Origin of the sequence: Actinoplanes cyaneus (genome assembly GCF_016862095.1) — a bacterium.
Classification (GTDB): Bacteria; Actinomycetota; Actinomycetes; order Mycobacteriales; family Micromonosporaceae; genus Actinoplanes; species Actinoplanes cyaneus.
Map to the genome: position 1 here is coordinate 170,123 of NZ_BOMH01000001.1, position 12,619 is coordinate 182,741.

Consider the following 12,619-nt stretch of genomic DNA (forward strand, 5'->3'; position numbering starts at 1 on the left):
GAAAAGTGTGCTGGCCGGCCAGCATCCGAGCGGTCTGGGCTGAGCCGGTTCGAGTCCGGCGACCCGGCGCGCCGCACAGCCGCAGATCCGGATGCCGTGACCGCACTCCAAGGCGGCACGGGGGCATGGCCGCGAGGAGATTCCGACGGGTGGATTCGCCTGGGTGGCGGGTGGTCATCGGGCGAAGTGGGCCTCGCTGAGGGTGAGCAGTTTCCGCTGGACGGCCGCGTCATGGGAGATCGGCGGTGTGACCGCTACCGAGCCTTGGTTGAAGTAGCGGCCGGTGACCCCGGCGAGTCGGGGGTCGGTGGCGATACGCAGCGCGGTTGCCGCGCCGTCAGCGGGGGTGAGCATGGCGCGGCGGATGAGGGTGCCGAACGGGCGCAGTGAGCGCGGTATCAGGTCGTCGACGATGCCGGTGGCGACGATGCCGGGGTGTACGGCGTTGACGGTGACGCCGTCGGGGGCGAACGAGCGGGTAAGGGCGTAACCGGCGGTGACCGTCATGAGTTTCGCCCGCGTGTACGCCTCGAAGGGTACGAATCCGGTTCGGGGGTTGAGGTCGGCCAGGTCGTTGATATGGGTGAGGTCCAGACTCGGTGGGCGGGGTTTTCCGGCGAGCTTGATCCGGCGGGTGTCGTTGAGGGTGTCGCTGGCGACGTTCACGATGCGTGCCCGGCCGCGCCGGAGAGAGGCGTCCAGGTGGGTCATGAGGCCGTAGGCGGCGAGGTAGTCGAGGGCGACGTGCATTTCGACGCCGTCGGACGACATCCGGTGGTCGGGGAAGTGCGCGCCGGCGTTGTTGACGAGGATGTGGATCTGCTCGTAGCGGTCCTCGATGATTCGCGCCGCGGTGAGAAGGTCCTCGCGCCGGGACAGGTCACCGGCGATGACGTCGAGCCGGTGCTCGTTGTCCACGCCGATCCGAGCCCGCAGGGTGTCGGCGCGGGCGGAGTCGCGGGCCACGGTGACGACGTGGACGCCCGCGTTGATGAGTGTGGCGGCGATGATCTGTCCCATACCGCCGGTTGCTCCGGTCACGACGGCGGTGTGGTGCCTCAGGTCGGGGATCGCGGCGGTCATCGGGTGATCCGGGGACAAGCCCGTACGTAGTGTGGGGTCACCGCTTCGTCGATCAGGAAGGCGGCGAGGTCGGCGCGGCCGATGGAACTCCATGCGCGGATCGGTAGATCGGTACCGACCCGGCTGTGCCCGGTGGCCGGGCGGTGGGACAGCTTCGAGGGCCGCACGATCGTCCAATCGAGACCGGACGCGGTGATCAGCGGTTCCATCGTCTCCTTGTCGCGCATCCGGTCGGGCACGCCGGCCCAGGCCGCGAGGGAGTAGAGCGACCGGTCGTGGGTCTCCAGCACCCCGTGGGCGCTGACGGCGATCAAGCGGGTCACGCCGGTCGCGGCCATCGCGGCCAGTGTCGTACGGATGCCGTCGGTGCACACCGTCGTCGGCCCGCTGCCGCTGCCACCGAGAGTGCTGATCACGACGTCGGCGCCGCTCAAGGCGTCGGTCAGCGCGGGCGTGTCGTGGGCGTCCGGCCAGATCGCCTCGATCAGCCGTTCCTGCTCGGCGAACGTCGCGTTCCGGCGGACACAAGCCGTCACGACGTGTCCGCGATCGAGAGCTGTGGCCACCACGTGCCGCCCGGTTGCTCCGGATGCTCCGATCACGGCGATCCTCATCTGTGAAACATTCTATCTCATAACTCAAGTGTGCGCGGCGGCGCGCTATGAGTCAAGGTGTCTCATAGAATGAGGCGGTGAACACCGATCCGGATCCGCGTTTCCAGCGCAGCCGTCAGGCCATCCTGTCCGCCGCGCGTGAGCTGCTGCTGGAAAAAGGCCCGGTCGCGGTGACACATGCCCAGGTGGCGGAACGGGCCGGGGTGGGCCGGGCGACCGTCTACCGGCACTGGCCACGCCCCGACGAGCTGCTCGCCGAGGCTATGGCGACCGTGCCGATGCCGTTGCTCGACAACCCGACCGTCCCGACCCGACAGTGGCTGACGCGTGAGCTGACCACGCTCGCCCAGCAGCTCGAGCTGGCCGACGTACGCGCCGTGGCCACCACCCTGGCCAGCACCGCGCTCTGGGACCATCAGATGGACGCCCGGCGCGCACAGTTCGCCACGATCCTGGCCGACCGCCTTGCCAGCGCTCTCGACACGGCCCACGACCGAGGGGAAGTCACTCTCACCCTGCCCGTTCGCGACGCCGCGGCCTTCCTCGTCGGCCCGATCTACTACCGCAGCACGATCGAACACGGTCCCGCCGGCTCGACACTCATCGAAACGCTGATAGCCGCGATCGGGACCTGGACCACGCCTTGAGCCCGTCCGACACCAGCCGCCACGGGGCGATAACCGCCATTTGCCGTTCCTGCCGGTTCTGGAACGAGCAGCCGCATCCTGTCGTCGGCAGATGAGGCCGACGCGCACTTCAAAGAGCAAAGATCACTTCTTGCTGTGGCGGGGTCCGACACCGCGCGGAGGCCCGAAACGGTCCGGCGCCATTCGGGACCGTCCGGGCTCTCCCTCGGCTGGGTCCGCAACGCGTTCCGGGACAACACCGATCATCTTGCTCCGGACGTGCGCCGGTGCGTCGTCAAGGTTGCCGGCGGCGCGCCGGCCAGGTTCCGGGCAACGTCGCGCACTGTGGCGGTCAGGGCGCCGGCGATCACCGCGTAACCCGCGCTCGACGGATGGAACCGGTCGGCGCTGAACAGGCTGCGGTCGCGTGCGAAGCCGGCGGCGGAGCTCATCCCGATGTCGGCCACGTGCGCGCCCTCGGCCACCGCGGCCCGCGACTGCGCGTCGTGCAGCAGCGCGCTGGCGGCCCGGACCGCGCCGCGCATCTCGACCGGCACCCAGGGCACCACCGACAGGTCGGGCGCGGGCGCGACGATCACCTCGGCCCCGGCGGCGCGAAGGGCCCGGACCGCGGCGCCCAGCTGATCGGCGGCGTCCGCCGGGGGCACGAAACGGGTCAGGTCGTTGGCGCCGATGATGATCAGCGCGAGGTCGGGTGACCAGGGCAGGGCAGTGGCGACCTGCGCGGCCAGGTCGGCGCTGCGGGCGCCCGGCACGGCGAACACCCGGGCGCGGTGGGGCAGCTCGGCCGCGGTCAGGTCGACGGAGAGCCGGGCGGTGACGGTGTCGGCCGGGCGGGAGGCGCCCTGACCGTACGCGATCGAGTCGCCCAGAACGGCGAAGTTGATAACCACGTGATGTGCAACAGCGCCCGGCCCTGATCTGATTCCGGGCCGGAGCGGCTGCCGCCAGGGGCTTTCGATGCGGTAGACCCCTGGCGACCCGCCGTACGGGAAACCGGTGGGAGGTTTTTCAGCGGCCGGGTGAGGGCGATGGCGCCGGAGCGGGACCGGAGACGGAGGCCGACGGCGCCGGAGCCGGGCCGGAGAGCGACGGCGCCGGGGACGGGGACTGGCTGGGGAGCGGGTCGCCGGACGGGGCCGGTGACCGGAACGGATTCTTCTCGGGGCAGCGCGGATATCCCCGGTGCCAGCTGGTCCACGTCTCGCCGGATTCGGTGTCCCCGCAGTACTGACTGCCGAGTTGGATCGGGTTGCCACTCTGGTCGTAGAGTTGCGCGTCCTCGACGAGGCGCCCCTGGCTGTCGTAGACGAAGACGTCGCGCACGTTCTCGTAACCGGAGCTGCCGCTGTACGTCGCGTCGACGTAGGCGGGCGATCGCGTGTCGAGGTCCGCGGCGCCGAAGCCGATCAGCGCGAACAGGATCAGCACGGCGGTCGCGGCGTAGTACGTGTACCGCGGCCAGAGTCCCGTCGGCGTGCCCCGCCTGCCGAGCCAGATCGAGCCCACGACGCTCCCCCCGAGCAGGATCACGGCGAAGAGCAGGCTGCCGTCGACCCGCGGCAGCAGCCCGACCCGGTCGGAACCGTCGAGCAGGTGCGCGACAACCATCGCGAACAGATAGCCGCGCAGCACCCACCAGGCGGGCCGGAGCAGGACCAGGAACTCGCTGGCCCGCGGATAGCCGAGCACCGGCCCGACCCGCAGATCGGCCGCCCGCAGCCGGCGGAGCAGACGTTCCCGCAGGTCGCTGACGTGGTCGCGACGGCTGGGAAGGTGCAGGCCCGCGGCGGCGAGCAGCTCCGCGGCGTACGCCGAGGGCGCTCCCAACCTCTCGACCAGGGTCCCGTTCCCCTCGGCGAGCACCTCGGCCAGGTGCTCGGGCAGGTCTTCCAGGAGTTCCTCGCGGGTGCTTTCGGGCACGCCGCCGAGCGCCTCGCGCACCTGGGCGACATACCCGGCGATCTCGTCCTCTGCGATGTCGTTCACACGATCCCCCGGTCACCGAGCAGGTCGTTCATGGTCGAGGCGAACTCACGCCAGGTCTTGCCGTTGCGGTCCAGTTCGGCCCGGCCGGCGGCGTTGAGCGCGTAGTACTTCCGGTGCGGACCCTCGTCGCTGGGGACCACATAGGTGTTCAGGAAGCCGCCGGTGAAGAGGCGGCGCAGGGTGCCGTAGACCGAGGCGTCGCCGACGTCCTGCAGGCCGGCGGCGCGCAGCCGGCGCAGGATGTCGTAGCCGTAACCGTCCTCGTCGCGCAGTGCCGCGAGGACGGCGAGGTCCAGCACTCCTTTGAGGAGCTGCGTGGTATCCACGCACAGCACAGTACTGTGCAATCCGAAGTACCGTCAATGCGGGGATACCGCCGTCGCCGGCGGCTCGGTGCCGCTAACTCGTCGACGCCGTCGGCACCCCGTCCGAGCAGGCAACCGTCATGGTGATCACGGATGAGCCGTGCTTGAACGACACCGCCGGCGCGGGGCCGGGACCAGGATCAACCTCATCGACTTTGTACGTCCTGGCGGGCGTCCACGACAGCAGCTCCGCCGTGGCGTCCGACGGGCAGGTCGCGGTGACCGTGCCCCCGCCCGACGACAGCGTGCGGGTGACCGCGGCGGTGGCCGGTGGCGTCGTCGGGGTCGCCGGCGTCGTGGTCGGCGTTCGTGGCGCGGCCTGTGGCGGCGAGGTGCCCACCGTGACAGCCGGTGTCGTCGTGCCGACCGGCACGGGCACACCCGGCTCCGACACCGGGGAACGGCCGGTTCGCGCGCTCCCCTTCGGCTCCGGGGAACGACTCCCCCCGGGCGAGACACCGGCCGGAGGGCGGGCCACAGGCGGCAATGACTCGGCCGCTACCACGGAGAGATCACCGGGGTCGCCCAGCCGCAGCCACACCAGGCCGCCGGCGACGACTGCCAGCCCGAGCGCTCCAGCCACCACCAGCAGCGGCGTGCGCCGCGAAGCGGGCTGGGCCACCGCGGGCCGGTCCGCCGCGGGTCCCGGCTCCTCACTCACGACCCGCAACACGGCCGTCGTCGCTTCCGGCACGGCGGCAGGAGGCGCCGGCGGCTCGTCCGTCACCACGCGCAGCCCGGCCGCCTCCCCCAGCTCCGCGGCGACCTGTTGCGCGCCGGGCCGGGCCGCCGGGTCCTTCGCCAGGCAGCGGTTGCACAGCTCCACCACGTGCGCCGGCACGCCGGGCAGGGGCGGCAGCGTCGCCGGCTCGACGTAGACGTGCGCGGTCAGCATCTGCCGGGTGTTCTCCGCGGTCCACGGCGAATGGCCGCTGAGCAGCACATACAGTACGACTCCGAGCGCGTACACGTCGGAGGCCGGCACCACCGGGGAGCCGACGAGTCGTTCCGGGGCAAGATAGGCGGGCGTCCCGAGCAGCTCGTCGTCCGGCTCCTCGGCGCCGGCCGGGTCGACGGCCGCGGCGATGCCGAAATCGACCACCTTCGCGCCGCTCGGAGCCAGCATCACGTTTCCCGGCTTGATGTCGCGGTGCACCAGCCCCTCCGCGTGGGCGGCGGAGAGGGCCGCGGCGATCTCGGCGCACACCCGCATCGCGAACGCCGGGGCGACCGGTCCGGCCGACATGCGCCGGTGCAGCGTTCCGCCGGGGACGAGCTCCATCACCACGTACGGCAGGAGGCGCCCGTGCTGGTCGGTCTCGCCGTAGTCGTACACCTGGGCGACGTTCGGATGCGCGAGCGCCGCCGCGGCCCGCGCCTCGTGCCGGATCCGCTCCCGGGAGTGCCGGTCACCGGCGTGCTCGGGCGCCACCAGCTTCACGGCCACCGAGCGGTCGAGCACGTGGTCGTGCGCCCGCCAGACGACGCCCATGCCGCCGGCGCCCAGCGGTTCGGTCAGCCGGTAACGCCCATCGAGTATGAGGCCCTTCCCATATTCGTTGTCGCTGATCTCCACCCGGCGAGTCTGCCCCGATCGCCGCAGGCGCGCATCCCCACCACGCCCGGAGAATCATCCCGGGCGCGTCCCACCGCGCCCGGAGCGGCCGAAATCCACGGCGTCGCCCGCCGGGCCGGGGCCTGTCAGTACTTCAAGTACTGCCGGGTCAGCTTGGCGACCTTCTCGACCAGGTTGATGCCGCTCTGCATGGACTTGTTGTTGTGCGACAGGACCGCCACGGACACGTCCACGTCGTCGCCCTTGGTCACGCGACCGATGGTGTTGACCGCCCACAGTCCGCCGTCCGCCGAGCGCGTGTCCCAGCCGTTCTTCACGGTGAACGTCTCGCCGCTCTTCGCGATCGCCGGGACGCCCCAGTCCTGCGCGGCGTCGACGGTGTTCATCAGCTTGAACGCGGTCTTGCGCGAGTCGGCGTCCAGCGGGCCTTTCGTGTCCACGAACTCGTTCAGCAGCGTGATCTGGTCGTCGACCGTCGTGCGGGTCAGGCCCCACGACGTGTTGACCACGGTGTCGCTCAGGCCCAGCCGCTTGTTGCACTTGCCGACCGCGCTCTTGCCGCCGATCCGCGTGAACAGCGAGGTCGTGGCGTTGTTGTCACTGAGCTGGATCATCGGCTTGGCCAGGGTCATCTCGCCCGAGCTCGGATCACGGCCGGCGTCCTGGTCCTTGAGCAGCATGCAGGCGAGGATCTGAGCCTTCACGATGCTGGCCGTGTCGTACTTCTCGTCACCCCGATAGGCGTACGTCTGGCCGGTCTTGAGGTCCTTGACCGCGACCGAGAACTCGGGCGACGACGCGGTGAGCTTCTTGAGCTCGGCCGTGAGCTGCTTCTCCCGCTTGACGTGCTCGGCCTTCGCCAACTCCTCGGGGCTCGGCCCGGTCGGCGACGGCGACACGGCCGCGGCTGCGCCCGCTGTCGTGTTGTCGCCCACGGTCAGTGAACTCGGCAGCGCGCTCGCGCCGTCGGACCCGTCGTCGTTGAGGCCCGCATAGATCAGGCCACCACCGCCGAGCACCACGACCGCCGCACCAGCCAGGATTCCAACTCGGTAACGCTGCACCCGTGCATACTGCCGCGTCCCGGGCCCCTCGACAAATCGCCACACTCTAGGCACTCGAACGACCACTCTCCGTGATCATCAACCGAACGTTCCCGAGCGCTCCTCTTCCTATTAGGATCTCGCCCGTGACGATCGACAAGCTCGACACCGGGGTGCCGCACCCGGCCCGGCGCTACAACTACTGGCTGGGCGGCAAGGACAACTTCGCCGCCGACCGGGAGTCGGGCGACCTGCTCGCCAAGTCCTACCCCGCCGCCCGCATAGCGGCGCGCGCCAATCGCGCCTTCCTGCGGCGTGCCGTCAGTTTCCTGGCCGGCGAGGCGGGCATCCGCCAGTTCCTGGACATCGGCACCGGCCTGCCCACCGCCGACAACACCCACCAGGTCGCGCAGCGGATCGCCCCGGAGAGCCGCATCGTCTACGTCGACAACGACCCGATGGTCATGGTCCACGCCCGCGCGCTGCTGACCAGCACTCCCGAGGGCGACACCCGTTACCTGGAGAAGGACCTCCGCAACCCGGGCGAGATCCTCGACTCGCTGGAGACCCTGGACCTGTCCAGGCCGGTAGCACTGATCCTGGTCGCGGTCGCCCATTTCCTCCCCGATCACCCCCGATCGGTCGACATCGTGCACACCCTGCTGGATGCCCTCCCCTCCGGCAGCTATCTGACGATGACCATGGCCACCACGGACTTCCTCACCCCCGAACTGAAGGCCAACTGGGACGAATCCCTCCGTTCCGGCCGCTCCGACGTCCACCCGCGGACCCGTGCCGAGTTCGAGCAGTTCTTCACCGGCCTGGAGCTCATCACCCCGGGCATCTCCGCCATCAGCGAGTGGCGCCCCGACCCCACCGCCGAGGAGAACCCCACTCCCGTCGAAGCCTCCCTGTTCGGCGCCGTGGCCCGTAAGCCCTGACCCGGCACCACCACGCCACGCGCCGCCGCCGCACCGGACACTGCAGGACCGGCGTCGCCACGCTGACCGCTATCGTTCCCCGCATGGGATCACTGCAGGACCAGGCCACCCTCCCGGAGTGGGAGCGCCTGCGCCTGCTGCGCGCCGAGTCCGAGTATGAGTCGATCAAGAAGACCCCCCGACTCGCGTACGCCCTCTGGTGCGCCACCGGCATCTTCGGCGGCCACCGTTTCTACCTGGGTGACACGGCCCGTTCCATCGCCATGCTCTTCACCCTCGGCGGTCTCGGCCTCTGGACGCTGATCGACGTCTTCTTCATCGGCCGCCGGGTCCGCACCGTCAACCGGACCCGCCGAACCGCGGTCATGGCCCGCTACGGCATCCACGAGCCCGAAGTCCTCCCCAACCCGGCGTAAGGGCGGCGCCGCTCACGGCACCACGCTGATCTGCCGTCGCGGGCATCGGAGCCCGGCGGACCTCCGGGGCTCGTGGAGGCGGCGTGCCGCTGAGCGAGAGTGTCCTGGCCGGTCTCGATCGGTCTCTCAGTCGAGCACAGCGGCCAGGGCGCCGGTGATGACGGCGGCGAACGGGTCAGCCGGCCGTGGCTCGGCCGGGGTGGCGGCCAGCAGGGCGGCGATGCGAGGGTGGTGTCCGGCCGCGGCGACGTGGCCGAGGTAGGCGCCATGACGTGCGGCGCCCGCGGCGGCCGTCTCGGACTGGACGAACAGCGCGGTCAGTCCGGAGAGGATGGCGAAGGCCTCCATCTTGCGGGCCGGCCGGGCCGGATGGCCGTCGAGGATCTCGAGGACGTGTTCGAGCAGGCCGGCCCCGTGCGGTCCGAGCGCTGGGCGGTCGATCACCAGGGCGGGCAGCCATCGGTGCCGGCGCATGATGTCGCGGGCCTGGCAGGCGAGGGCCGGTAGGTCGGTCCGCCAGTCACCGCTCGGCGCGACCAGCCGGTATTCGGCAGCGGCGCTGTCGATCATGAGATCGAGCAGGTCGTCGCGGGTGGCGACGTAGCGGTACAGGGAGGCCGCCCCGGTGCCGAGCAGGCCGGCGACGCGGCGCATCGAGACCGCCTCCAGGCCCTCCTCATCGGCCAGCCGCACCGCGACCATGGTGATCTCGGCGCGGCTGCGTTCGGCCGGCCTCCCGCCCGAGGCTCGCTCCGGACGCAGCCAGATCACCGGTTCTCGATTCGTGCCCACGTGACGGCTCCCTCCACACGCCCTGTCCCTGCGTGCCATGTTCGCATACGCTGTTCGCGTACACCGTTCGCAAACCTGCTGAAGGGTCGGCAACGATGACGCAGTACGCGCACAACGGCGAAATCCGGATCGCCGTCGAGGACCTCGGTGGCTCTGGAGGCTCTCCACTGCTCCTGGTGATGGGGCTGGGCACGTCACGCTTCTGGTGGCCCGGCGGCCTCGTCGCGGACCTGGTCGGTCGTGGCTTCCACGTCGCCGCCTACGACCAGCGTGACTCAGGACAGTCCACCCACCTGCCCGCCGCCCGGCATGCCGGCCCGCCGATCGCGGCCCTGCTGCGCCGCTCGACGCCGGCATACACCGCGGAAGACCTCACCGATGACGCGGCCGCCGTCCTCGACACCCTCGGCTGGCAGCGCGCCCACCTCTTCGGCCATTCGATGGGCGGTCTCATCGCTCAGCGGACGGCGCTCCGCCACCCTGAACGCGTCCTCACCATGACCACCTCCGGCGCCGTCCCCAGCGACGCCCACGGCCTGCGCATCCTGCGTTATCTGCACCTTGCGCCACTGGTCAGGTTCGCGCGCCTGCACTACCCCGCCACCCCGGAAGGCGACCTGGACCTCGCCGTGGCCGTCGCCCGCCTCCTCGCCGCGCCCGGTCACGACATCACGAAGCACGACGTACGCGAATTCGTCGCCAAGGAGGCCGAGCACAACATCGCCAGTTTCCGCGACGACAAGGCTCAGAGTCGCCAGATCGGCGCGAAGTGGTCCGGTGGCCGACTGGGCCGGATAACCGCGCCGACCCAGGTCCTGCACGGTGAACGGGACCCGCTGGTGCGCGTGGCCGCAGCCCGGGACATCGCCGCAGCTGTGCCCGCCGCACGCCTGCACATCGTGCCCGGCGCCGGGCACTTCCTCTCCCGCGACCTCTGGAGCGTCTACGCCGGCGCAGTGCAGGCCCTCGCCAGCCGCCTACCGGCGTCACCCACCGACGACCCGCCCAGGTCCGGCCGCTGAACGCGCACGCCGGGCCCGGAACAGCAGGGCAGGGTGCGCTGACGCGGCCGCTCTGCGGCAGGGACGGATTCGACGAACGGGCCCGGCCCCGGGATCACCCGGGCCGCCGCCGAGCGTGCTGTCGTCGTCGCGGCACCTTCGGCGCCATCTGCCAGGTCACCCCCTGACTCGGCGCGCCGCGCGGCAGATGAGCAGCAGGACCAGGGCGAACAGCGGGAGCCAGCCGAGCCTCTCCACGACCCACACCGGACTGTCCGGGCTCGTGTGCAGCCCCGGCAACGGGCCGACGGCGAGCCGCGCCAGGACCGCTGTGGTGATCATCGCGGTCTGGTGCCATAGGAAGATCGTCATGGCGAACAGGTTCACGACCACGACCGCCGCCCACCACGCCGGACGCCGCATCAGGCGCCCCAACGGCTCCCGCAGCAGGCCGGCGAAACCGCACTGGGCCAGCCCGAACGTGACCGCCGCCAGGCTCGGCGGTGCGAGGTTCGAGAAGCCCGCGCCGGGCACGCCGACCATCGACGCCGGATAGCCCGCCCAGCACACCAGCACGACGGTCGCGGCCGCCCCTCCGATCGCCAGCGCCCACAACGAGCCCCGCGACATCCGCTGCCACCGAGCCCCGAGAGCGAACGGCACCAGCCAGCCGGCGGCCAGGTTGACCCAGCCCACCCACGCCGGCGCTCCGAGCTCGATGCGGAGCAGGTCGACGACCGCCACCACGGCGAGCGGCACCACCGGATGCAGCCGCACCACCAGCGGCGTGGCTGCGGTCAGCGCCGCGAACACGAGCAGGAACCACAGCGGGGACAGGACGAGCATCACCAGCGTGTGCACGGTGGCCGGCTCGGACCCTGCGGCGAGGAGGAAGCCACCCACGACCGTCCACACTGCGAGGACCAGGAGCACCGGTCGGAACAAGCGTCTCAGTCGTCGTGCGGCCCAGTCCTCATACGTCATGGTCCGCCGGGACCAGCTGGCGGCCGCGACCTGGCCACCCACCAGGAAGAAGACCGCCAGGGTTTGGAAGATCCAGGAGACCGGCGTGAGCGCCGGCAGGAACTGCAACGGGCTGGCCCCTCGGACCGGCCCGTCGTCGAAGACCAGAGCGGTCACCAGCCAGTGCCCGAGCACCACCCCGAGGATGGCGATCGCGCGGAGAGCGTCGACGGCCCGGTCCCGATCGGGCCTGGTGGCGGCCTCGATGCGGCGGACCGTCTCGACACGACGGGATGTCTCGACACGACGGGTTACGGCAAGGGTTGCGGCAAGGGTTGCGAGGGCCATGGCGGCAAAGCTAGGTCGCGTGGCGGTGAGCCGCGTCAGCCCTGGGTCTGAACTTCGAGATACCACCCTGGTCTGATGCATTGGCCCATCCACTTGGGGCACCATTGGCGTCCGCACCGGCCGATCAGGGCTCTAGCGTCAACACGGCAATTCAGTGAGGAGCTTCTGATGACCACCGTCGACCTGTATTTCGACGCCGCCTGTCCGTTCGCCTGGATCACGTCCCGCTGGATCCTCGAGGTGCGCCCGTTGCGCGACTTCGACCTGCGGTTCCGCGCCATGAGTCTGTATGTGCTGAATGAGGGACGTGACCTCCCGGAGTGGTATCGGGAGCTGATCGACAGCTCGCTCGGCATGGCCCGGGTGGTGACCGCCGCCGCCCAGCAGCACGGCGAGGAGGTGCTCGGCGACCTCTACACCGCGCTCGGCACCCGCATCCATAACCAGGGCAACAAGGACTTCGCCGTGGTGATCCCGGAGGCCCTGGCCGAGGCGGGTCTGCCGGCTTCACTGGCAGCAGCCGCGGGCAGCACCGAGTGGGACGAGGCGCTGCGCAGGTCTCACCACGAGGGCATGGACCCGGTCGGTGAGGATGTCGGCACCCCGACGATCCACATCGACGGTGTGGCGTTCTTCGGCCCGGTCCTCAACAAGATCCCACGCGGTGAGGAGGCCGCCCGTCTCTTCGACGCCGCTCGCACGCTGGCGAGCTATCCGGGGTTCTTCGAGCTCAAGCGCACCCGCACCGGCGGCTTGAACTTCGACTGACCCGCGACCCGTTCCGGCTCGCGGATGGATCGTCCTGGGCGTGAAGATCGGCCTCAATGGGGACGGAGCCTCG

The 12,619-nt window shown here is 70.7% G+C and carries 14 protein-coding genes; 5 read left to right on the top strand and 9 right to left on the bottom strand.

All coding sequences use genetic code 11. The features are described 5' to 3' along the window. Positions 1 to 174 precede the first annotated feature (174 nt). Entirely contained in the window at positions 175 to 1,083 is a 909-nt protein-coding gene (locus Acy02nite_RS00710; RefSeq protein WP_203737459.1) for an SDR family NAD(P)-dependent oxidoreductase, read from the bottom strand. Beyond that, positions 1,080 to 1,697 carry an NAD(P)-dependent oxidoreductase gene (locus Acy02nite_RS00715; protein ID WP_203737460.1) on the bottom strand — a complete coding sequence of 206 codons (618 nt, stop codon included), beginning with the start codon at positions 1,695 to 1,697 and terminating at the stop codon, positions 1,080 to 1,082. Before Acy02nite_RS00715 ends, Acy02nite_RS00710 begins: the two co-directional genes overlap by 4 nt. Before the next feature lie 77 nt (positions 1,698 to 1,774). Here Acy02nite_RS00715 and Acy02nite_RS00720 point away from each other — a divergent pair, with 77 nt between their 5' ends. Further along, positions 1,775 to 2,344 (top strand): TetR/AcrR family transcriptional regulator, encoded by a 570-nt coding sequence (locus Acy02nite_RS00720; protein ID WP_203737461.1) that lies wholly within the window; start codon positions 1,775 to 1,777, stop codon positions 2,342 to 2,344. 242 nt (positions 2,345 to 2,586) lie between these two features. Here the strand turns inward: Acy02nite_RS00720 and Acy02nite_RS00725 are convergent, their stop codons facing one another. From Acy02nite_RS00725 to Acy02nite_RS00745, 5 genes are all read right to left on the bottom strand, one after another. After that, complete coding sequence (locus Acy02nite_RS00725) at positions 2,587 to 3,237, bottom strand: SGNH/GDSL hydrolase family protein (RefSeq protein ID WP_203737462.1); 651 nt, start codon at positions 3,235 to 3,237, stop codon at positions 2,587 to 2,589. A gap of 118 nt (positions 3,238 to 3,355) precedes the next feature. Continuing rightward, positions 3,356 to 4,333: an HAAS signaling domain-containing protein gene (locus tag Acy02nite_RS00730; RefSeq protein ID WP_239174005.1), complete on the bottom strand. Its 978-nt coding sequence runs from the start codon at positions 4,331 to 4,333 to the stop codon at positions 3,356 to 3,358. Continuing rightward, on the bottom strand, positions 4,330 to 4,659 hold the full coding sequence (locus Acy02nite_RS00735) for a PadR family transcriptional regulator (RefSeq protein ID WP_203737464.1): 330 nt from the start codon (positions 4,657 to 4,659) through the stop codon (positions 4,330 to 4,332). Before Acy02nite_RS00735 ends, Acy02nite_RS00730 begins: the two co-directional genes overlap by 4 nt. Positions 4,660 to 4,732: 73 nt before the next feature. Further along, the gene (locus tag Acy02nite_RS00740) at positions 4,733 to 6,274 is read right to left on the bottom strand and encodes a serine/threonine-protein kinase (RefSeq protein WP_203737465.1); all 1,542 of its coding nucleotides are present in this window, start codon (positions 6,272 to 6,274) and stop codon (positions 4,733 to 4,735) included. A gap of 125 nt (positions 6,275 to 6,399) precedes the next feature. Beyond that, positions 6,400 to 7,338: a serine hydrolase gene (locus Acy02nite_RS00745; RefSeq protein WP_239174007.1), complete on the bottom strand. Its 939-nt coding sequence runs from the start codon at positions 7,336 to 7,338 to the stop codon at positions 6,400 to 6,402. Positions 7,339 to 7,463: 125 nt separating this feature from the next. On the opposite strand from Acy02nite_RS00745, the gene Acy02nite_RS00750 reads away from it, so the two are divergent. Beyond that, on the top strand, positions 7,464 to 8,258 hold the full coding sequence (locus Acy02nite_RS00750; protein WP_203737466.1) for an SAM-dependent methyltransferase: 795 nt from the start codon (positions 7,464 to 7,466) through the stop codon (positions 8,256 to 8,258). Positions 8,259 to 8,341: 83 nt separating this feature from the next. Beyond that, the gene (locus Acy02nite_RS00755) at positions 8,342 to 8,674 is read left to right on the top strand and encodes a TM2 domain-containing protein (protein WP_203737467.1); all 333 of its coding nucleotides are present in this window, start codon (positions 8,342 to 8,344) and stop codon (positions 8,672 to 8,674) included. 126 nt (positions 8,675 to 8,800) lie between these two features. On the opposite strand, the gene Acy02nite_RS00760 is transcribed toward Acy02nite_RS00755, so the two are convergent. Then, the gene (locus Acy02nite_RS00760) at positions 8,801 to 9,466 is read right to left on the bottom strand and encodes a TetR/AcrR family transcriptional regulator (RefSeq protein WP_239174008.1); all 666 of its coding nucleotides are present in this window, start codon (positions 9,464 to 9,466) and stop codon (positions 8,801 to 8,803) included. A gap of 95 nt (positions 9,467 to 9,561) precedes the next feature. On the opposite strand from Acy02nite_RS00760, the gene Acy02nite_RS00765 reads away from it, so the two are divergent. Continuing rightward, the gene (locus tag Acy02nite_RS00765; RefSeq protein ID WP_203737473.1) at positions 9,562 to 10,488 is read left to right on the top strand and encodes an alpha/beta fold hydrolase; all 927 of its coding nucleotides are present in this window, start codon (positions 9,562 to 9,564) and stop codon (positions 10,486 to 10,488) included. A gap of 156 nt (positions 10,489 to 10,644) precedes the next feature. Here Acy02nite_RS00765 and Acy02nite_RS00770 read toward each other — a convergent pair whose 3' ends face one another. Next, on the bottom strand, positions 10,645 to 11,778 hold the full coding sequence (locus Acy02nite_RS00770; protein WP_203737475.1) for an acyltransferase family protein: 1,134 nt from the start codon (positions 11,776 to 11,778) through the stop codon (positions 10,645 to 10,647). 168 nt (positions 11,779 to 11,946) lie between these two features. Here Acy02nite_RS00770 and Acy02nite_RS00775 point away from each other — a divergent pair, with 168 nt between their 5' ends. Continuing rightward, the gene (locus Acy02nite_RS00775; RefSeq protein ID WP_203737482.1) at positions 11,947 to 12,546 is read left to right on the top strand and encodes a mycothiol-dependent nitroreductase Rv2466c family protein; all 600 of its coding nucleotides are present in this window, start codon (positions 11,947 to 11,949) and stop codon (positions 12,544 to 12,546) included. Positions 12,547 to 12,619 lie beyond the last annotated feature (73 nt).

Bases quoted from the DNA above. Each gene is read 5' to 3' on its own strand.
- Acy02nite_RS00710 (WP_203737459.1), bottom strand. From the start codon at position 1,083: ATGACCGCCGCGATCCCCGACCTGAGGCACCACACCGCCGTCGTGACC.
- Acy02nite_RS00715 (WP_203737460.1), bottom strand. From the start codon at position 1,697: ATGAGGATCGCCGTGATCGGAGCATCCGGAGCAACCGGGCGGCACGTG.
- Acy02nite_RS00755 (WP_203737467.1), top strand. From the start codon at position 8,342: ATGGGATCACTGCAGGACCAGGCCACCCTCCCGGAGTGGGAGCGCCTG.
- Acy02nite_RS00765 (WP_203737473.1), top strand. From the start codon at position 9,562: ATGACGCAGTACGCGCACAACGGCGAAATCCGGATCGCCGTCGAGGAC.
- Acy02nite_RS00770 (WP_203737475.1), bottom strand. From the start codon at position 11,778: ATGGCCCTCGCAACCCTTGCCGCAACCCTTGCCGTAACCCGTCGTGTC.
- Acy02nite_RS00775 (WP_203737482.1), top strand. From the start codon at position 11,947: ATGACCACCGTCGACCTGTATTTCGACGCCGCCTGTCCGTTCGCCTGG.